Source organism: Limisphaera ngatamarikiensis (assembly GCF_011044775.1).
Lineage (GTDB): Bacteria > Verrucomicrobiota > Verrucomicrobiia > Limisphaerales > Limisphaeraceae > Limisphaera > Limisphaera ngatamarikiensis.
Window position 1 is genome coordinate 1 of the sequence record NZ_JAAKYA010000022.1, and the last position, 21,103, is coordinate 21,103.

15 protein-coding genes are annotated in these 21,103 nt (G+C 66.8%); 6 read left to right on the top strand and 9 right to left on the bottom strand.

Annotation, left to right across the window (positions count from 1 at the left end; all coding sequences use genetic code 11):
• Positions 1 to 209 precede the first annotated feature (209 nt).
• A complete protein-coding gene (locus G4L39_RS03820) occupies positions 210 to 1,598 on the top strand; it encodes a Gfo/Idh/MocA family protein (protein WP_165106050.1) in 1,389 nt (462 codons plus the stop codon).
• A 30-nt stretch (positions 1,599 to 1,628) separates the two neighbouring features.
• Here the strand turns inward: G4L39_RS03820 and G4L39_RS03825 are convergent, their stop codons facing one another.
• The 6 genes from G4L39_RS03825 to trpD all read right to left on the bottom strand — a co-directional run bounded on the left by G4L39_RS03825 (position 1,629) and on the right by trpD (position 7,949).
• The gene (locus G4L39_RS03825) at positions 1,629 to 3,095 is read right to left on the bottom strand and encodes a DNA recombination protein RmuC (protein ID WP_165106052.1); all 1,467 of its coding nucleotides are present in this window, start codon (positions 3,093 to 3,095) and stop codon (positions 1,629 to 1,631) included.
• Positions 3,096 to 3,206: 111 nt separating this feature from the next.
• The gene (locus G4L39_RS03830) at positions 3,207 to 3,605 is read right to left on the bottom strand and encodes a RidA family protein (protein WP_165106073.1); all 399 of its coding nucleotides are present in this window, start codon (positions 3,603 to 3,605) and stop codon (positions 3,207 to 3,209) included.
• Positions 3,602 to 5,176, bottom strand: coding sequence for a divalent metal cation transporter (locus G4L39_RS03835; RefSeq protein ID WP_165106053.1), 1,575 nt, complete (start codon positions 5,174 to 5,176; stop codon positions 3,602 to 3,604). Before G4L39_RS03835 ends, G4L39_RS03830 begins: the two co-directional genes overlap by 4 nt.
• Positions 5,177 to 5,241: 65 nt before the next feature.
• Positions 5,242 to 6,126 (bottom strand): diacylglycerol/lipid kinase family protein, encoded by an 885-nt coding sequence (locus G4L39_RS15345; RefSeq protein ID WP_165106055.1) that lies wholly within the window; start codon positions 6,124 to 6,126, stop codon positions 5,242 to 5,244.
• A gap of 11 nt (positions 6,127 to 6,137) precedes the next feature.
• Positions 6,138 to 6,638: a YqaA family protein gene (locus tag G4L39_RS03845; RefSeq protein ID WP_205880763.1), complete on the bottom strand. Its 501-nt coding sequence runs from the start codon at positions 6,636 to 6,638 to the stop codon at positions 6,138 to 6,140.
• Positions 6,639 to 6,878: 240 nt separating this feature from the next.
• Positions 6,879 to 7,949 (bottom strand): anthranilate phosphoribosyltransferase, encoded by a 1,071-nt coding sequence (gene trpD / locus G4L39_RS03850; protein ID WP_165106058.1) that lies wholly within the window; start codon positions 7,947 to 7,949, stop codon positions 6,879 to 6,881.
• Positions 7,950 to 8,145: 196 nt separating this feature from the next.
• On the opposite strand from trpD, the gene G4L39_RS03855 reads away from it, so the two are divergent.
• From G4L39_RS03855 to G4L39_RS03865, 3 genes are all read left to right on the top strand, one after another.
• Entirely contained in the window at positions 8,146 to 9,297 is a 1,152-nt protein-coding gene (locus G4L39_RS03855; RefSeq protein ID WP_165106059.1) for a Gfo/Idh/MocA family protein, read from the top strand.
• A gap of 58 nt (positions 9,298 to 9,355) precedes the next feature.
• Positions 9,356 to 10,270 carry a sugar phosphate isomerase/epimerase family protein gene (locus G4L39_RS03860; RefSeq protein ID WP_165106061.1) on the top strand — a complete coding sequence of 305 codons (915 nt, stop codon included), beginning with the start codon at positions 9,356 to 9,358 and terminating at the stop codon, positions 10,268 to 10,270.
• Between the two features lie 130 nt (positions 10,271 to 10,400).
• On the top strand, positions 10,401 to 13,235 hold the full coding sequence (locus G4L39_RS03865) for a CBM96 family carbohydrate-binding protein (protein WP_165106063.1): 2,835 nt from the start codon (positions 10,401 to 10,403) through the stop codon (positions 13,233 to 13,235).
• Between the two features lie 64 nt (positions 13,236 to 13,299).
• Here the strand turns inward: G4L39_RS03865 and G4L39_RS03870 are convergent, their stop codons facing one another.
• The 3 genes from G4L39_RS03870 to nikR all read right to left on the bottom strand — a co-directional run bounded on the left by G4L39_RS03870 (position 13,300) and on the right by nikR (position 16,140).
• Positions 13,300 to 14,466 carry a hypothetical protein gene (locus G4L39_RS03870; protein ID WP_165106064.1) on the bottom strand — a complete coding sequence of 389 codons (1,167 nt, stop codon included), beginning with the start codon at positions 14,464 to 14,466 and terminating at the stop codon, positions 13,300 to 13,302.
• Positions 14,467 to 14,636: 170 nt separating this feature from the next.
• Positions 14,637 to 15,452: an MBL fold metallo-hydrolase gene (locus G4L39_RS03875; protein WP_165106066.1), complete on the bottom strand. Its 816-nt coding sequence runs from the start codon at positions 15,450 to 15,452 to the stop codon at positions 14,637 to 14,639.
• 253 nt (positions 15,453 to 15,705) lie between these two features.
• Positions 15,706 to 16,140 (bottom strand): nickel-responsive transcriptional regulator NikR, encoded by a 435-nt coding sequence (gene nikR, locus G4L39_RS03880; protein WP_165106068.1) that lies wholly within the window; start codon positions 16,138 to 16,140, stop codon positions 15,706 to 15,708.
• 283 nt (positions 16,141 to 16,423) lie between these two features.
• Between nikR and G4L39_RS03885 the strand changes: the two genes are divergently transcribed.
• Positions 16,424 to 19,726 carry an alpha-L-rhamnosidase gene (locus G4L39_RS03885; RefSeq protein ID WP_165106069.1) on the top strand — a complete coding sequence of 1,101 codons (3,303 nt, stop codon included), beginning with the start codon at positions 16,424 to 16,426 and terminating at the stop codon, positions 19,724 to 19,726.
• A gap of 170 nt (positions 19,727 to 19,896) precedes the next feature.
• A complete protein-coding gene (locus tag G4L39_RS03890) occupies positions 19,897 to 20,943 on the top strand; it encodes a sialidase family protein (protein WP_165106071.1) in 1,047 nt (348 codons plus the stop codon).
• Positions 20,944 to 21,103: the final 160 nt, after the last annotated feature.

The window sequence follows — 21,103 nt, forward strand, 5'->3', positions numbered from 1 at the left end:
GCCGCGGCTCCATCGTTCCCGGGCTGCCCACCCGCCCCAGCCCAGTCGCCCCCTCAAAGCTTGGCGTGGCACGGGCCCCAGCTCGCGGGAGGTTGCGTCTTTCACTTACAGGGAATCCACGCAAACAACACTGCGGTAGGACTCACAAACCGAGCTGCCAGCGCTCGGATGAGCCCTTCTCATGGGCGCACGACAACTCCAAGGAAGCCATGAAACCAGCACACGACCAACCTCGCCATCCGTCCACGGGGCAAACCCAACCGCCCACAACCCACAAGGTCACACCCCCACAGACCGGCGTCACCCGACGCCGGTTCCTGGCCACATCCGCCGCAGCCACCGCAGGGTTGGCCACGCTCGACATCGCCCGGTTCGCCCACGCCGCGGGCAGCGACGTCCTCCGCGTCGGCCTCATCGGCTGCGGCGGCCGCAACACCGGCGCCGGAGCCCAGGCACTCCGGGCCGATCGCGGCGCCCGCCTCGTCGCCATGGCCGACATCTTCCGCGACCGCATCCAGCGCGCCCGCGACGCCATTCAAGCGGACCTGGCCCGCGACGGCCGCGCCGACCAGGTCCAGGTGCCCGAGGATCACTGGTTCACCGGGTTTAACGCCTTTCGCCACGTTATCGAACTGTCCGACGTGGTCCTCATCGCCAACGCAGCCAAGTTTCATCCCTGGCACATGCTCGCCGCGGTCGAGGCCGGTAAACACGTCTTCGTCGAAAAACCTCATGCCATCGACCCTTACGGGCTCCGCATGCTCGAGCGCGCCGTGGCCATCGGCCGGCAAAAACGTCTTTGCATGGTCTCGGGCCTGCAAAGCCGCTACCACACCGGTTACCAGGAAACCATCCGCCGCATCCAGGACGGCGCCATCGGCCGCATCGTCAGCATCGAGGAAAACTTCCTCCGCGGACCCTACGGCATCCTCGACCGCCCGCCCGGCCTGTCCGAACTCCAGTGGCAATGCTACGTCCAATACCGCTTCCGCTGGCTCTCCGGCGACGATGTCGTCCAATCCCTCGTCCACAACCTCGACCGCACCAGTTGGGTCCTCGGCAACACCGCACCCCTCCGCTGTCACGGCCTCGGCGGCCGGTCCACCCTCACCGAGGCACGCTACGGCGATGTCTTCGACCACCACGCCGTCGTCTATCACTGGACCGACGACGTCAAGGTCTACGCCTTCTGCCGCACCACCCCCGGCTGTTACGACGAAAACTCCAGCCTCGTCCACGGCACCGAGGGCCGCGCCGACCTCCTCAACTGCCGCATCACCGGGCGTCGCCCCTGGCGTTGGCAGGGCCAGTGCGACCCCTACCAGGAAGAACACAACGCCCTCTTCGCCGCCATCCGCAACGGTACCCCCCTCGACAACGGCGACTACATGATCCGCAGCACCCAAATCGCCGTCATGGGCCAGTTGTCCTGCTACACCGGCCGCGAAATCTCCTGGGATCAAATCCAATCATCCCACTTCCATTACCCGCCCAAACCCGAGGAGTGCCACGACGACATGGAACCCCCCACACGGCCGGGCCCCGACGGTACCTACCCCGTCCCCCGACCCGGCCAGACCCGGTTCGAAGGACTCTGATCCGCCCACCCCAGGCTCCCGGGCCGGCGGTCACCCGCCGGCCCGGCGTGGACCGCCGGTTTCCTCCGGCACAACCTTCGCATCGCCGGCCGTCAGCCGCAGCCCCTGAGCAATCGGCTCCGGCTCCGGCAATTCTCTGCCCGGCGCACCGCCGCCCAGCGCAGCCAAACGTTCCCCCGCCGGCCGTACCCGCGCCTGAAAACTTCCCACCGCATCGTTGTAGGCCGTCACCGCCCGCTCCAGACCCGCCCGCAACCGCTCCAAATGCTGCGCAAACGTGACCACGCGCTCGTACAGGTCCCGCGCCGCCTGCGCAATCTTCTGCGCGTTCTCCGTCTGCGCATGCTGCTGCCAGCTCACCGCCACCGAACGCAACAACGCAATCAACGACGCCGGCGTCGCCAGCAAAATCCGCCGCTGCGCCGCCCACACAATCAGTTCCCGGTCCCCCTCCAGCGCCGCGCTGAACAACGATTCGGCCGGCAAAAACAACACCACGTGATCCAGCGCATTGGGAAACTGCCGCGGGTAATCCCGCTCGGCCAGGTCCGTGATCGTCTGCCGCAACTTCCGCGCATGCGCGGCCAGCGCCGCCCGGCGCCGGTCCGGATCCGCCTCGTCCAGCGCCGACAAAAAATCCAGGTCCGGCACCTTGGCATCCACCAGGATCATCCGGTTGCCCGGCAAATGCACAATCAGATCCGGTTTCCCCTCCGACCCCGCCGCCTGCTCCACAAAGTCGCAGTGCGCGCTCATCCCCGCCGCCTCCACCACCCGCCGCAGCGTCTCCTCGCCCCACCGACCCCGGGCCGGATTCGACCGCAACACCATCCGAAACTGTTGCGTCTCCTGGGCCAGCACCTGGCTCTGCTGCGACAACGCCTCCAACTGCTTCCTCAGCTCGCCCAGTACCACCGACTGCTGGCTCTCCGCCTGTTGTAACCGCCGCTGGTAGGCCTCCAATTGCTCCTTCAACGGTTGGACCAGCGCACGAATCGCCTCCTGCCGCTGCGCCAGATCCCCCCTGGCCGCCTCCTGTAATTTCCCCAGCGTCTCCCCCGCCAGTTGCAGAAACGCCGGCGCACTCTCCTTCAACGCCTCGGCACTCAGCGCCTTGAACGCCTCCCGCAGCTCGGCCAACGCCCTGTCCCGCGCCTCCTGCAGTTCCCGCAACGCCCGTTCATACGACTCCCGCTGTTCCCGCAGGGCACGCTCATGCGAGGCCTGGTGCTCGCGCAACATCCGTTCGTGCAGCTCCTGTTGCTGCGTCATCAGCCGCCGGGTCGCCTCCCGTTCCGCTTCGGCCGCCGCCTTCCCCTGACTCAGCGACGCCAGCTCCGTCCGGAGCCGCACCAGTTCCTCCTCCCGCAGTCGCACCTGCTCGCGCAGCTCCTGTTCCAACCGCGAATCCGGCGCCGGCCCGCGACCGCGCATCCAGAACCAGACCACCAGCCCGCCCGCGACCACACCCAAACCAAATCCAATCCACGCTTCCATAAGCCACGCTCAAAAGCCCCGAGTCGCCAGCACACGCACAAACCGGCCCTCCGCGGGAGAAAATACCGCCGGTCCACGGCCGCCGGCCCGACCCCTCCCGCCCGGCCCCCTTCAGGCCGGGTCCGACCCACCGTAGGCGGCGATCACCTCGATCTCCACCCGCGCCCCCTTCGGCAATGCCGCCACCTGCACGGTCGAACGCGCCGGATGATCCCGCGTGAAAAACCGGGCGTACACCTCGTTCATGGCCGCAAAATCCTGCAGGTCCGTCAAAAACACCGTGGTCTTCACCACGTCGTCAAAGGTCAGTCCCTGGTCCTTCAACAGAATCTCCACGTTCCGCAACACCCGTTCGGTTTGCACCCGGATGTCGCCCTCCACCAGTTGGCCCGTCGCCGGGTCCACCGGGATCTGACCCGCGCAAAACAGCAGGTCACCCACCCGCACTGCGTGATTGTACGGTCCCACCGCTGGGGCCGCACCCGCCGGTCGAATCACCACCTTCTTCATATCAGCCTTTGCCATCGAACTGCCTCCACCGGCATTGGAAACAACCCCGCTCCCGCGCCACAAGCCCAAAGACCGCTCCGCCCGGCCGTCCCGAGCAGCGCCCCCGGTGCCACCCGCAGCATCGCCGTGGAACGCCCCAGCAACGCCGGCAGCCGATCCAAAACCCGTGTTTTGAGCTGGATTCCCGCACCCACCACCGACATCGCCAGCGCCACCACCAACACCAAATTGAACAACAACCGGCCCGGCGTCGCCGCAAAACCCGCACCCCCGCAACTGCGCCGGTTGTACAGCACTACAAACGTCCCGTACGCGATCGGCAGCATCGTGAACGCAAGGGCCGATGCCACCACCGGCAGCCACAACGGCGTCGAGGTCACCACCCCCAGCAACCCCACCACCGGCACCAGCGTGAACATCCGATATCGCCTCTCCGTATACTCCAGCCCGAACATCTCGCACACGGTGAAACCGCACACCACCATGTGCGCGCTGATTGCCCCGCACGTCATCGCAATGAACCCCAGATCAAACACAACCCGTCCCACATGCGCCCCCATCACCGGCACCAGGGCCTGCGCCGCATCCACGGGCCGCAAATCCGTCCGTACCACGCCGGCTCGCGCCGGATCGTACACCGTGTTCGCCATCGCCAGGATGATCAGTGAGGTCACCACCACAAACGGCACCAGCATGGACATCACCAGGTCCCACCGCGACAGCGGCCGGTGCACCGGCCCCCAGCCCTTGGCCAGAAGCGAATACCCGTACAAGAACGTCATGTTGATCCCCACCGCCGCCCCGATCGCACCCAGCACGGTCTGGATCCCCTCCGCACTGCGCGGCAGCGTGAACCCGAAAAACCCTCGCAACAACGCCACCCAATCCACCCCCGTCCACACCACCACCGTGGCAAACGAAAGCACCACCACCAGAATCACCCCGCGCAAAAACCATTCGTAAATCCGGATCCCTGCACCGCGACGGCCGTAACTCCAAACCGTTGCCAGCGACACCCCCAACAACACAAAACCGATCCCGAAACTGACCGCGTAGCCCGTGCCGGTCAGCCGCCGCACACCGTCCTCACCCACGGCATATACCGTCAGCCCCGCCAGCTCCGCCAGATCCCGCGCCGCACCCGCCGCCAGTCCGTACTGCGGAAAATGCCAGATCACCGACGCCACCACCGTCGCCAGCGCCCACAAAAACGCCAGCGCCGGATGCAGCTCCCGCGACACCAGCCGATACGGGCGTTCGCCCGTCGTCAGCACCACATGCCCCAGCGCCGCCAGCATGCACACCCCCAGCAGCATCGCCACCGGTTGCACCCAGAGCAGGTCGTAACCAAAGGACGCCCCCGCCACCACCGATGCCACCGCACTGCCCGCCCCCAGCGTCATCGCACTCTGCAACAGACCCGGCCCCGTCCGCTTCAAATACCCCAGCGCCCGCCGCGGCCAGGGCAACTGTTCCAGCGCCCTCAACTCGGCCTCCTCCCGTGCCAAGGCCGCCCGATTCACCTGCCCGCTCAGGGGCAGCCCGGCCGGTGCATCCTTCTTTTCGCTCACGGGGCGCATCCTGCCCCGAACCCCGTCCGGCCTTCAATCCCACGTTTGTTCGAAACGCGTCCGGATCACGCCACCACCCGCAACGACCCCGGACACAAGCCCAGTTCCACCGGCGTCCAACCGGCCCACTCTCCATCCAGCTCAAACGGTACCGGCCGCTCCGACACCCAACGCAGTCGCCGGGCGCGCCGGCGGATCACCCAGCGTTCGGGCAAGCGCCGTCGCAACAACACCCACAACCCACCCGCCAGCGCCAGCGCCACCGTCAGACGCGGAACCACACACACTTCCAGCCATCCGTCGCCCGGGGACGCACCCGGAAACAATTCAAACGGTCCGCCGTACAATCGCCCGTTGCCCGCCAACACCCATGGGCCCGCCGACCGTTCCTCCCCCAGGTCCACCGTCACCGGCGCTCCCCCGCGCCATAACGCCACCCAACCCGCCCACACGTACGCCCACGGACCCAGCCAACGTTTCAACCCCGGTCGCACCCGCTCGATCGCCCGCGCGTCCCAACCCGCCCCCGCCAGTTGCACGAAATAACGCCGGCGCCGTCCCTCCTCCCCCGGCCACTCCGCCCAGGCCACATCCACGCAACGCTCCTGCCCCGCCGTCAACACCCGCCAGGCCCTCTCGGGGTCCAGCGGCATCCCCAGCTCACGCGCCCACACATTCGCCGTACCCAACGGCAACACCGCCAGTCGCACCCGACCCCATCCCCCCGGCACGTCACCGATCCCGTTCACCACCTCGTTCACCGTCCCGTCCCCGCCGGCCGCCACCACCAGTTCGCATCCGTCCTGCACCGCCCGAGCGGCCAGCACGCGCGCCTCCCCGGGCCGGCTCGTCCAGTAAATGGCCGCGCCGGCCCGCTCGATCTCGTGCAAACAGGCGCCCTTGCGCCGCACCCCGCGCGCCACCGGATTGACAATCACACACACCCGCATCACCCCGGCCCCTACCGCAGATACTTCAGCGCCACAAAACCGCCCACCCCCAGCACCAGCAACGCCCACGCAAGCCAGTCAAAATACCGCTCAATCCACACCTTCACCCGGGGGCCCAGCCAATACACCGCCCCGCCCACCATGAAAAAGCGCGCCGACCGTCCGAGGGCCGACGCCACCACCAGCGTCCCAAGGTTCACCCCGCACACACCCGCCGCCACCGTGAACACCTTGTACGGAATCGGCGTAAACGCGGCCGACAGAATCGCCACAAACGCATTGTCGTTGTACAGCGTCGCCACCCGGTCAAACGCCGCCTGCGAGAAAACGTACGGGATGAAAAACCCCCGCACCGCCTCCCACGCGTAATGTCCGATCAGGTAACCAAACACGCCACCCGCTACCGAACCCGCCGAGCAGAGACAGGCAAACCACAGTGCCCGCCGCGGCGCCCCCACACTCAACGCCAGCAACAACACGTCCGGCGGCACGGGGAAAAACGACGATTCCATGAAAGCAATCCCAAAAAGCGCCCACGCGCCCCCGGGCCGTTCCGCCCATTGCACCGTCCAGTCGTACAGCCGCCGGATCCAACCTGTCGCGGCCTTCCACTTCGATGGGGTCTCATTCCTCATGCGGCTGGCGAAGGAACGCCCAAAACCCGCCCAGCGTCAAGCCGCGGCCGGCTCTTGCGGATGACACACCGCTTCGTCACTCACTTCCAAAGAAACCCGCCCCGGCTCCCGCCGGGTTCAACCGCCACCGCCGGCACGGCGTAATTCGCTCAGCTTCCGCGCCGCATGGCCCTCGTCCAGGACCCGTTCCGCCAGCAACCATCCCTCCTCCACCGAACTCGCAGCCCCGGCCACCCACAACGCCACCGCCGCGTTATACAGCACTGCATCCCGTTTCGGTCCGCGGTCGCGCCCCTGCAATATGGCCTCCACCACGGCGGCGTTGGCCGCTGCATCGCCCCCCTGCAAATCCCTCAGGCTCAGGGCCCGTCGGACCCGCGCCGGCCGCGGCCAAACCGCCGTGGATTCGCCCCGAGCCAGCCCGAACACCGCCACCGTGGTCGGCCCCGCCGGCGACAATTCATCCACCCAGACCCGCTGCGCGGGGTCCGTGCCGGGCAACTCGCCGCACACGACCGCAACCCGTTCCACGCCGAGTGATCCCAACACCTGCGCCATTGGCCCGCACAGTTCCGGCCGCGCCACGCCCATCAACTGCGCCGTCGGCCGGACCGGATTCAGCAACGGCCCCAGGTAATTGAACAGCGTCCGCTGCCCGCGTTCGGCACAGAGCTTTCGAGCCGGTGCAATGTGCCGAAACGCCGGGTGGTAGAGCGGTGCAAACAAAAAGGCAAAACCATGTCGTTCCAGACTCCGGGCCGCCTCCGCCGGCGGGCTCTGCACCGGAATCCCCAGCGCCTCCAGCACATCCGCACTCCCCGCACGGGAGGTCACCGCCCGATTGCCGTGCTTGGCCACGGTCACACCCGCCGCGGCACACACCAGGGCCACCGTGGTGGAGATGTTGAACGTGCCGGCTCGATCGCCACCGGTACCCACCACGTCCAGGATCACCCGGCCCCGACGCCATGCGGGGTCCAGCGGCGGTTCAACCGCCCGCGACCGCAGCTCCTCTGCAAATGCGGCGATCTCCCCGACCGTTTCGCCCCGGCGCGCCAGCGCGGCCAGAAACTCCGCCTTTGTCTCCACCGGGACCCGCTCGTCCACAAGCCCCTCGACCGCTTCGCGGACCTGTTCGCGGGTCAGAACACCGCCCGCCTCAACCTGTCGAATGAGTTGCTCCAACACGATCCGCAACCTAGGTCAACCCGGACTCCAGACAAGCGCAAACCCGGCCCGGCAGCAATCGCATGGCTCATCGCGCCCCCGTCCCCCCGCCGCCCGGAACGGCCGCATCCAGGCCACGCTGCCAATCGGCCCCTGCCGGCCAGCCCGGGAACGGTTTTGCTTTGGCCGAGGGGCCGACCTCCTTAAAGTGAATGGCATGGACAAGGTGCGTCTGGGGATCATTGGACTGGGCAACATCGGCCGGTATCACGCCGATTATCTGTTGCAGGGCAAGGTCCAGCGATGCGAGCTGGTGGCCGTATGCGACGTGGGAAAGGCCGTGGAACGGTACACCCAACTCCAGCGGTTCACCAACCCCGAGGATCTCTTCCGCTCCGGGGCAGTGGACGCGGTGCTCATCTGCACCCCGCACTACCAGCACGTCACCCTCGGCATCGCGGCCCTGGAAGCCGGCCTCCACATCCTGGTCGAAAAACCCATCGCCGCCCACAAGGCCGATGCGGAGCGGCTCATTGCCAAAGCCCAACAACACCCCAAACAGGTCTTCGCCGCCATGTTCCAACTCCGCACCGAGCCCCGTTACCAAAAACTTCGGCGCCTCATCACCAGCGGTGAGCTGGGCGAGATCGTCCGGGTCAACTGGATCAACACCGACTGGTTCCGGCCCGAAATTTATTTTGCCACCGGGGGATGGCGCGCCACGTGGAAGGGCGAGGGCGGCGGCGTGCTCATCAATCAATGCCTCCACAACCTGGACACCCTCCAATGGCTCTGCGGCATGCCCTCCCGGGTACGCGGCTTCTGCCAGTTCGGCCGCTACCACCAAATCGAAGTCGAAGACAACGTCACGGCCTATCTCGAGTGGCCCAACCGCGCCACCGGGGTCTTCCTCGGTTCCACCGGTGAGGCCCCGGGCACCAACCGCCTCGAAATCGCCGGCACCCGCGGCAAGGTCGTCCTGGAAGACAACCGCCTGCGCTTCACCCGCAACGAGTCCGACATGATCGAGTTCAGCCGCACAGCCCGTAGCCCCTTCGCCAAACCGGACGTCTGGCACGTCGAAATCCCGTTCACCGATGCCGTCCTGCCCCACGCCATCATCGTCCAAAACTTCGTCAACGCCATCCTGGACGGTGAACCCTTGATCGCCCCCGGCCCCGAGGGCATCCACTCGGTGGAACTGGCCAACGCCGTGGTCTTCTCCGCGCTGCTCGACCGGACCCTGGACCTGCCCATGGACGGTGCCGCCTGGGAATCCAGGCTCGGAGAACTCATCGCCAGTTCCAAGGTCCAGAAACAGGTGGTCAACCTCGAAACCACAGATTTCACGGCATCTTTCCGACGTTGATCCCGGGCGTGGGGCGCCCCGGCTGCCCCCGCCTTCGCACAACCCAAAAGGAGGAACCATGTGGCTGATGGGCATCGGAGACGAGGCGGGCGTGAACATCGAAAGCCAGATCGCCGCCCTCAAAGAACTGCAATGGCAGCACATCGAACCGCGAACCGTGGAAGTGCCCGGTTATCCCAGGGGAAACTTCCACGACATCCCCGACCCTGCCTTCGACGCCGCGCTGGCCCGGCTCGAAGCCGCAGGCATCCAGGTCTATTGCTTCGGCTCCACCATCATGAACTGGGCCAAAACCCTTGACACCCCCTGGGACGTGACCCTCGCCGAGGTCCGCCGCGCCATCCCCCGCATGAAACGCGCCGGCGCCCGCTACATCCGCATCATGAGCTTCAAACCCGGCGACGACGAGTATTCCATCCCCAAAAAGGTCTTCGAACGCGTGCGCGACGTCACGCAGATGTTCCTCGACCAGGGTCTCCAGCCGGTCCACGAAAACTGCATGAACTACGGCGGCATGAGCTGGCAACACGCCCTGGAACTGCTCGACAAATGCCCCGGCCTCAAGTGGGTCTTCGACACCGCCAATCCCATCCTCAACCCGGACCGCTCCAAACCAAAGCCCTGGCCCCGACAGGATCCCTGGGAGTTCTGGGAACACATCCGCGACCACGTCGTCCACATCCACGTCAAGGACGCCACCTGGGTCCCCGAACGCAACGATGCCACCTACCACTGGCCCGGCGAGGGCCAGGGCCGCGTCCGCGACATCCTCCGGGACGCCCTGGCCCGCGGCTACGACGCCGGCATCAGCATCGAGCCCCACATGGTCGCCGTCTTCCACGACCCCAAACAAGCCGCCGCCAACGACGAAGCCCTGCGCAAAAACTTCGTCGAATACGGTCGCCGGCTCCAAACCATGCTGGCGGAACTGCGTCAGGAAATCGCCCGATCCGCCGGGATGCCACCCGCCTGAGCCCGGTCGGCTCCCGGCTCCCGGCCCCGCCCGATCCCTCACGAGCGCCCCGACCCAATCCCCGGGCCCGGGTCATCCGACGAATGTCCGATTTACCCCCGCAGGCCCAATCCCCCATAGTACCTGGCGCATGTCGCAGGGCCGCTCAAAACCGCGGGGGAAACCTCCCCCGCACGACCACAGCCGGGCCGGCCCAACCCTGGGCCTGCAACCGGCCCTCGCTGCCGTCGCCCTCGCCATCGCATCGGCGGCCCTCGCCCAGTCCACCACCGCCCCGCCCACGAGCGCATGGGTCCACTTGAGCCCGGCCGGACCTGTCTGGAGCCTTTCCGACGAGCGCGGGAACCGCATCCCCGACTTCTCCACCGTGGGTTACGCCGGCGGCGAACGCGAACCCCCGGTCGTGCCCGCGCGCGTCCTCGTCCAACCGGGCCCCGGCGACGACACCGCACGCATCCAGCAAGCGATCGACGCACTGGCCCGAATTTCACCCGACAGCTCCGGGTTTCGCGGCGCGGTCCTCCTTGCCCCGGGTGAATTCCAGATCTCCAACCAGATCACCATCCGCACCAGCGGCATCGTACTCCGCGGCAGCGGCCGGGGCACCAACGGCACGGTCCTGCGTGCCACCGGTCCCGGCCAGCGCACCCTCATCCTCGTCGCAGGCTCGGGGTCACCCCAAACCATCCCGGGCTCCACCCGCAACATCCTCGATCCCTACGTCCCGGTGGGCGCACACACGATCACCCTGGACAGCGTGGACGGGTTGAACGTCGGCGATCGCGTACTCGTCCGCCGCAGCGCCAACGACGCGTGGATCCATGACCTTGGCATGGACCTGCTCTGTTGCCCGCCCGATGTCCAGCCCTGGTCCGCATCCTCCTACCAGATCGACATGGACCGCCGCATCGTCGCCATGGAAGGCAACACCATCTTCCTCGACACACCCATCGTCTGCGCCATCGAAAGCCGGTACGGCGGCGGCACCGTCCGCCGCTTCACCTGGGAGGGACGAATCCAACACGTCGGCATCGAAGACCTCGAGGGGGTCTCCGACTTCACCGCACCTGACGACGAAAACCACGCATGGACGTTCATCCAACTTCAGGCGGTCGAGCATGCCTGGGTGCGCCGCGTCACGGCACGGCACTTCGGTTTCGCCGCCGTCAGCCTCGGCCGCGGCGCACGAAACGTCACCGTGAGCGAATGCGAAGGAATCGACCCGGTCTCCCAGGTCACCGGCGGCCGGCGCTATGCCTTCGTGATGGACGATGCCGAGCTGTGCCTGGTCCGCGAATGCCGCACCCGCCAGGACCGCCACCAGTTCGTCACCCAGTCCCTCACCACCGGCCCCAACGTCTTCGTGGACGGTCTCACCGAAAATGCCCTGTCCGACGCCGGCCCCCACCATCGCTGGGCCACGGGCGCGCTGTGGGACAACATCGAAGTCCAGGGCCACGACCTGAACGTGCAAAACCGGGGCAACCTGGGCAGCGGCCACGGCTGGGCCGGCGCCAACTGCGTGGTCTGGAACTGCCGCGCCCGCTCGTTCGTGGTCCAAAACCCGCCCACGGCCCGCAACTGGTTGATCGGATCCGTCGGCACCCTGAAAGAGGGAACCGTCTACGTGGGACCGCACGACCCCGGAACCATCGACCAGCACGGGTTCCCCGTCTTCCCCCGAAGCCTCTATTACGCCCAACTCCAGCACCGACTCCACTTCCCCGGACTGCAAATCCGCGAATACTGGGCCGGCATCCCGGACGGGTTCGACACCAACAACCCGGCCGCCGAAACCGGCACAGCCGACCCCGAATGGCTGGCACAAATCCAGTCCCAAGCCGGCAATGCACCCATCGGACGTTTCGACGATTTCCTCCCGGGCCAATGGATTCCCGTCACCTTCCGCTGGACCGCCCCGCCCGGTATGCAAATCGTCGCCGCCGCACTCCAGTTCTGCCTCCGGACCCCACCCAACCCCCACCAGCCGGGCCGGATCCTGCTGGAAACGCCGGATGCGTCCTTACCGATCGACACGCTCCTCCGCGGACCGGCCGCGCCGGACCGCTCCGCCGTCTACCTGCTGGACCTCAACAGCCGCACGGCCGACCTGACTGACGGACGGCTCAATCTGGCGCTCCAGGGCGACCTTGCCGTGGATTGGATGCGACTCGAATTGCACCTGGCACCACTGCCGGCCCGGGCCGAAATCCGATTCCAGCCCGAAGCCGACACCTGGGTCCGTGAACCCGCGACCGCCGAGCCCGACCACGGGACCGACCCCATCCTGGCCGTGGGCCGTGACCCGACCCCCGGCAACGAACGCCGTGCCCACCTCCGGTGGCCCCTGGACCGTTGGCCGGCGCAATGGGCTCAAACCCTCCTGCTCGCAAAAGTGGAACTCACCCCGCTGGCGGTCAGCAGCTCGCCCACCGAGCAGGCCCTGGCCAGCACCACTCAGGCTCCGTGGGACGAAACCGACCTGACCTGGCAGACACAACCCACCGCGCGTCCGCCCATCGCAACGTGGATCCCCCAACCGGCCCAAACCGTTTCCGTGGCCGTCACCCCGCAGGTCACAGCCGCACTGGCCCAACGCCAGCCTTTCACCATCCAGATCGCCCCCGCACCACGGTCGCCCTCAGCCGGCCACGCCACCTATGCCTCCCGGGAATACCCGGGACTCCGAGCCCGACCCTGGCTCGTACTGGCACTGCCTGCCGACGCGGTGCCCCGACCCAGGTTCCACAACCTCCGCCTCGCTCAGGACACCCTGCAAGTCGACGTGGAAGACCACCCCGCCGGCGCCCGTTACCGCCTGTTGACCAGCCCGGACGCGGGCCGACCCTTAACCGACTGGACGTCTCTGCTGGAAGCCGTCTTCCCGGAAACGTCAACCTTCACCCTCACACTCCCCGTACCTTCCACCAACCACGCGGCTTTTTACCTGCTCGAGATGTTCTGAACACCGGGCAACTCCGCGGAAACCATCGGCCAACCCGATTCCTTCCGGTCCCCGACCCGAAATGTCAGCCGGAGTGACCGCGCCCGTCCCTGCGCCTCCGCCACACCTCACGGACCCACAGCGTCAGCATGGTGATCAGAAAACCCGCCATCGCAATCCCGTTCCCGGCAGCGCCCCAGGCACGACCCGCCGCCCAACCCGTCCCATCCCCGAGCAACCGCAACGCCAGCGTCCCCTGCAGGAGACCCCACCACCCGTACAACACCGGATGAAACACCACCGGCACACCCAACACCGCCGGAAAAATCACCGGCGCATGCGCAAAAATCATCGCAAACACAAACCCCACAAAAAAGGCATGCAACATCCCGTCATACGCCACCCCCGCCGTCTGCGGCCAGCCGATCGCCAGCCAACCCCCCGACACCAGCAACCACCCGTACCCGCTCAACAAACACACCGCCATGTACCGCGGCAACCCCACCGCACGCAACGTCCGCCAGGCCAGATCAAATCGCAACAACCAACCGGCAAATCCCACCAGCGCACCTCCCAACACCAACCCCCGACCCCACGCCTGCAAACCCTCCAAAACCAGACCCAAACCCAACCACACCACCAAACCTGTCAAAGCCGGATTCGCCCAGCCCACCGGACGCTGAAACCGCATCAACTCCAGACGTTCGCCGGCAATGATCAGCAGCAGAAACCCCATCCACGCAGGCACCACATGCGCCAGCGGCCGGTCCAACATCCAACCCACATTCCCCACCAGCCAACTGCAGGCGCCCAGCAGCTGCACCACATTGGCCGGCGTCCTCTGCAGGCACAGGATGCGGATCGTCACCCCCACAAACACCGCGCTGCCCGCAGTCACGCACGCACGTGGCAACCACCCCATCACCCCGGCCGCCGTCAACACTCCACCCACACCCACCAGCAAGGGCGCACCGTACGTCCACCACAACCGGAGCCCGACCGCGCGTTCCAACCCGATCAGCGTACCCAAAAACCCGCAAACCATCAGCGGCCCGTGATAGGTAATCCAGTTCGCATGGCTCACCGGCATGGACAACACCCAACCGACCCGCAACAACCCACCCCAGACGCCGGTCACCAGGCCGCTCATCCCCAACCCCAACAAACCGGCCCGCAACAACCGTTGCAGCCCAGTGATCTGCCCCGGAGCGGAAACCGCCTGTCCCATGTTCATCCGCCGCGGCGCCTCCATGAAACGGTCCTCCTTACTCCCTCGGGCACCCGGACACCGACCCGGCCGTCACACCACAGGCCCAACCCTCGCAGTGCCAGGAACACACCGCGGCAGGCACACCCTCACCCTTCCTCCTCTGGTCCGACAAAAAGCCCCTCCCTGACGCCATCCTCCCTCCCGACCTCATGTCAGAAAAACGGGTTGTGCGCACGTTCTTCCGCCACCGTGGTCAGCGGACCATGTCCGGGACACAGCAAGGTCTCGGGCGGCAGGCTCAGGATCTGGTCCCGCACCGCCTGCCGGGCCAGTTCCCATGATTGGTTGCCCCGACCCAGCGACCCGGCAAAGATCGCGTCCCCCACCACCGCCACCGGCGGGGCCTCCCCGGGCCATCCGCGCACCACGTACGTCACGCCATCCGGCGCATGCCCCGGCGTGGGGCGAAACCAGATCCGCAGCCGGCCCACCGGCAAACCCTCCTCCCCGGGTAAATCCCGCGGCGCAGGCGTTGGATGCGCCCGAACCTCCAGATCCTCCAGCTCATCCTGCAGCCGGCCCACCCCGGCCACATGATCCGCATGCCCGTGCGTCAAAAACAGGTACCTCAATCGCAACCCCTGCGTCTCCACCACCTCCAGGATCTCCGACACATCCCAACCCGTGTCAAACAGGGCCGCCTCCAGCGTCTCAACGTCCCAGATCAAATACGCATGCACCTCGTTGTCCCCTTGCCGGGTGGTGAACCGACGCAACACCTGCCACCTCTCCAGCGCGGGCACCTGCGGCCGCCAGCCCCGCGCGATGGATTCAAATTTCTCCGGGTCCAACCCCACCCGCCGGGCCACCGCTTTCCAGTCCACCTCACGCGGCATCCGACCCGTCTGTTCGAACGTCTCCCACTCGACCTCCGTCAGGCCCAGCGCCGCAGCCGCCTCACTGGCACGCACGCCGTGCATCGCCCGCGCCTTTCGCACCATGTCGCCCAGGTGGTCTTCCAAGGTCATGACCCCACACTAAACCGCAGCACCAGCCATTCAAGCGCGAACCCGTGCGCGACCCCGGTGGTCATCCGCCAATCCGACCCACCGCATGAGGATGGCCCCCGCCGCATCCCACCACGGCCAAACCGTCGACATCTCCCCGCGTGACCGGGACAAGCAAAGTGGGTAATGAAGATCGGAAGGTGCAGAGTCGGCCAACCTCCCCGAGGCACCCGGAATCGCACGCCAACCGCAGCGGGCACCGAGCCCGCCCCCTTCAACCGGGCAGATCCCTGCCCGTACTGGTCACGGTCAGTTTGCCATGCTTCACCCCGCGCGCCGCAATCAGGGCGTCCCCAATCCGCCGGATCTCGGGCGCCGGCCCGCGCATCAGCAACACCTCCAGACAATGGTGCTCGTCCAGATGCACGTGCACCGTGGAAATAATCCGCTCATGATGCTGATGCTGCAGCTCCGTCAGCGTCTCCTGCACGTGCCGTGTATGGTGGTCATACACGAGCGTCAACGTCCCCACCACCTCCCCGCGGCCCGTCCGCTGGCGATGCTCCACCAACTCGTCCCGGATCATGTCGGCGACCGCGGCCGACCGATTGGAGTACCCCTTCTCGGCCGCCATCCGATCCAGCTCCTCCAACAACCCCGCCGGCACGGATACCGTAAACCGGGCACTTTGCGAACCTCGACGCGCCATGCGGGCATGCTGACACCCGATCCCGGCCAAAGTCAAATCCCGGCACCCCATGGCAGAACTCCGGCCCTGCCGCCCCGCACGCCCACGGGCCACCGCCCACCAACACCCGCCACGACGCATTCGCCCGCCCTTCCTCCGACCGGCCCTCCCCCTCTACCCCACTTCACCGGCCCTTGCCCTCGAACCACCCCACCCCGCAACTGGCAAAATCTGCATGAAAAATGGCAGCCCGTCCGGGCAGCGTTCGTTGCCCTCCCCACAGCCATTGGCTATCCCTGAAACCATGAGGTCGGTACGGATCCGTCCCCGCCCGCCCGCTCACCCGGTTTCGCCGCTACCGTCGCGGCACCGGAATCAGTGGGTCGTTGCGCTCGGCTGCCTCTGCATCGCAGCCGGCGCGGCCCTGGCAGCGGCCCGACCGCTCCGCATCGTGGATCTCCGGTGCGAAACCCGCGTGAACCCGTGCGGGGTGGACACTCCCAACCCCCTCCTGAGCTGGCGGCTCGAATCCGACCAATTCCACGTCCTTCTAACCGCCTACCAGATCCAGGCCGCATCCACCCCCGAACGACTGCGCCGCGGCCAACCCGATCTCTGGGACACCGGCCGGGTTGAATCGGACCAATCCACCTGGGTCCCCTACGAGGGTAAACCCCTCGCCTCCCACCAGCAGGTCTGGTGGCGCGTCCGCGTCTGGGACAATCACCACAACGTCTCCCCCTGGAGCCAGCCCGCCACCTGGACCATGGGCATCCTCGACCCAGCCGAGTGGCGCGCCCAGTGGATCGGCAAACCGGGTTGCCTGACCACCAACCGACTCGAGCAAACCTCCTGGATCTGGCACCCGGAGGTCACAGACTTCCTTCACGCCCCCGCCGGTACCAACTGGTTCCGCCTCGTCGTGACCCTCCCACCCGACCGGCGCATCGTCCGGGCCGTCTTCGAATACACCGGCGACAACGAGTGCCGCGGGTGGCTGAACGGACTCGACCTCGGCGCACGCCGTAACAACCCACAACGCGTCAAATGGAACGACATCACCACCCGGCTCGAACCCGGCCACAACTACGTCTTCGGCCTCACCGGCGCCAATTTCGAAAACGGCAAACCGGCCGGCGTCGTGGGCCGCATCTGGATCGAATTCGATTCCGGCCCTCCGCTGGTCATCCCCACCGACAGCCGCTGGAAAACCAGCCCGCGGGAAGAACCGGGCTGGGACCGGCCCGACTTCGACGACCGACACTGGCAACCGGCCCGGGTGCTCGGCCCCGCCGGCATGAGCCCCTGGGGCGATACATTCACCGCCGAAGACCGGCGCCTCCCCGCCCGCTGGCTGCGCAAAGAGTTCGTCATCCAGCGCCCCGTCCGGCGCGCCCTCGTCCATTGGTCCGGCCTCGGACTCTCGGAACTTTACCTCAACGGCCGGCGCGTCGGTGACGCCGTCCTTTCCCCGGCCCTCAGCCACTACGAAAAACGGGTCTACTACCTCTCCCACGAAGTCACCCACCTCATCCGCACCGGCACCAACACCCTCGGCGTCGTCCTTGGCAACGGCCGGTTCTACGCCGACCGCAGCCGCATCTACGCCGGCACCGTCAGTTACGGGTTCCCCCAACTCATCCTCCACCTCCGCCTCGAACACACCGACGGATCCGTCTCCGAAATCGTCAGCGACGAATCCTGGCGTCTGACCGATCAGGGACCCATCCGGGCCAACAGCGAGTTCGACGGTGAAGAATACGACGCGCGCCTCGAACTTCACGGCTGGGACCTGCCGGGCTACGACGATCGTTCCTGGGAACCGGCCCGGCTCATGCCCGCCCCCGCCGGCCGACTCATGGCCCAGCCCATCGAACCCATCCGCGTCACCCAGGAACTCCAACCCGTCGCCATCACCCAACCCCAACCGGGCGTCTTCATCTTCGACTTCGGCCAAAACCTCGTCGGCTGGTGCCGACTCCGCGTCCGCGGCCCCCGCGGCACCACCGTCCAACTCCGACACGCCGAACGGCTCCGACCCGATGGCCTCCTCGACATGGCCAACCTGCGCGGCGCCCGCCAAACCGACCGTTACACCCTCCGCGGCAACGGCTGGGAAACCTACCAGCCCCGATTCACCTACCACGGATTCCGCTACGTCGAACTGACCGGTTACCCCGGTCAGCCCGACCTCAACACCCTCACCGCCTGCGTCGTCCACGACGACCTCGAGCGCACCGGCGAGTTCGCCTCCTCCCATCCCCTCCTCAACCGCATCTACCAAAACGTCACCTGGGGCCTGCGCGGCAACTACCGCAGCATCCCCACCGATTGCCCGCAGCGAGACGAGCGCCAGGGCTGGCTCGGCGACCGATCGGAAGAATGCGCCGGTGAAGCACACATCTTCAACGTGGTCGCCCTCTACCGCAAATGGCTGCACGACATCATGGACGCTCAACGTCCCTCCGGCAGCCTCCCCGATGTGGCCCCGCCCTACTGGCCCATCTACTCCGACAACGTCACCTGGCCCAGCACCCTCATCATCGCACCCGGCGTCCTCCACCGCCAATACGGCGACCCCCGCCTCCTCCGCGAAATCTATCCCGCCGCCGCACGCTGGATCCGCTACATGTCCGGCTTCGTCACCAACGGCCTCATCGAACGCGACAGCTACGGAGACTGGTGCGTCCCGCCGGAAGATCCCCGGCTCATCCATTCCCGCGACCCGGCCCGACGCACCGATCCCACCCTCATCGCCACCGCCTACTTCATCCAAAACCTGCGTCTCATGGCCCGCTACGCACGCCTCCTCGGCCGCCCGGAACAGGAGGCCAACGCGTGGGAAGAACAGGCCCAAACCATGGCCCGCGCGTTCCACCAGCATTTCTATGACCCCGAACACGGTCGCTACGACAACGGCACCCAAACCTCGTGCCTCCTGCCCCTGGCCTTCAACCTCGTCCCCGAAACCGAACGCCCGCGCGTGAGCGCCACCCTCATCCACAACATCGAGGTCCTGAACCACGGCCACCTCGCCACCGGCCTCATCGGATGCCAGCATCTCATGCGCACCCTCACCAGAATTGGCCGACCCGACCTCGCCTTCCGCATCGCCACCCAAACCAACTACCCGGGCTGGGGTTACATGGTCCGCCAGGGCGCCTCCACCATCTGGGAACTCTGGAACGGTGACACCGCCGAGCCCGGCATGAACTCCGGTAACCACGTCATGCTCGTGGGCGACCTCGTGCTCTGGCTGTACGAGCACCTCGCCGGCATCGCCCCCGACGACGATGCACCCGGGTACAAACGCCTCCTCATGTCACCCCACCCGGTCCCCGGCCTGGCCTGGGTCAAGGCCCGTCGGCTCACCCCCTACGGCCTCGTTCGCAGTGAATGGCATCAGACCGCCACCGAATTCGTCTGGGACATCACCATCCCACCCAATACCACCGCACGGATCGAACCGCCCACCCGCAACCCGTCCCGGATCCGCGTCAACGGCCTGCCTCCCGACCAAGCCCCGGGCGTCCTGCAGTTCCAACCCGATCCAACCCGACCATTCCTGATCGTCGGGAGCGGACAGTACCACATCCTCTGCCCATGAAACCCATGAACACCCGTACCCCAACCACCCACACGATCGCGACCGCCCGGCCCGCGCCGCGGCCGCGCATGCTCCAAGCAGGTCAAGCCCCTCTGACCCGACCTTGGTCAAAGATCCACAAAACCTGCGCAGCCCGCCTCCGTTGGCCTGCCATATTTCTCACCCTCTCCATGACCCTCGCTTTCCCAAGGTTGACACAGGCAGCCAATGCGCCCGGCCTCATCCGCAGCGAGTTCATCTTCGAGACCGCACCTTTCCCCTCCTGCCACGCCTCGACCATCGTCGAAACACCTTCCGGACTCGTGGCCGCATGGTTCGGTGGCACCCACGAGCGGCACCCGGACGTCGGCATCTGGGTGTCACGCCACGAAAACGGCCGCTGGACACCACCCGTGGAGGTTGCCAACGGCGTTGAATCCCCCACCGTCCGATACCCCACCTGGAACCCCGTCCTCTTCCGCCCCAAGGAGGGTCCCCTGCTGCTTTTCTACAAGGTCGGTCCCAGCCCCAGCACCTGGTGGGGCATGATGATGACCTCCACGGACGACGGCCGCACCTGGTCCGCACCACGCCGCCTCCCGGACGGCATCCTCGGCCCCATCAAAAACAAACCCGTCCAACTCCCCAACGGCGACCTCCTCTGCGGCTCCAGCACCGAGGGCGCCGAAGGCTGGCGCGTCCATTTCGAGCGCACTTCCGACCTCGGCCAAACCTGGGTCCGCACACCCGCGCTCAACGATGGCAAAACCATCGCCGCCATCCAGCCCAGCATCCTCATCCACGGCCCCGAACGCCTCCAGGCCCTGGGTCGCACCCGCCAGGGCCGAATCTTCGAAATCTGGTCCCACGACGGCGGCCGCACCTGGGAACCCATGCGCCTGACCCCGCTGCCCAACCCCAACTCCGGCACCGACGCCATCACCCTCAAAGACGGTCGCCACCTCCTGGTCTACAACCACGCCGCACGTCCCCCAATGAGAACCCCGCTCAACGTGGCCGTTTCACCCGACGGCCGACAATGGTTCGCCGCTCTCGTGCTGGAACATGACCCCGCCGCCCCGGCCGGTTTTTCCTACCCGGCCGTCATCCAGACCTCGGACGGCCTGGTCCACATCACCTACACCTGGAAACGAGAACGCATCAAACATGTGGTGCTGGATCCGCAACAACTGCGGCTCACACCCATGACCGACACCATCTACCTATGGCCCGAATGAACCCGCTCCATCGTCCTGCAAAACCTGCGGCCCGTCGCCTCCCGAAAACGCCCTCCGCCCTCGCCCGGCCCGGCCGGGGGCGGATGCTGGCGCTGTGGTTTGCTCTGGCCCTGCTCCACGTGTCCCGTGCCGCCGAACCCACCCGCCCGCCCACGAGCAC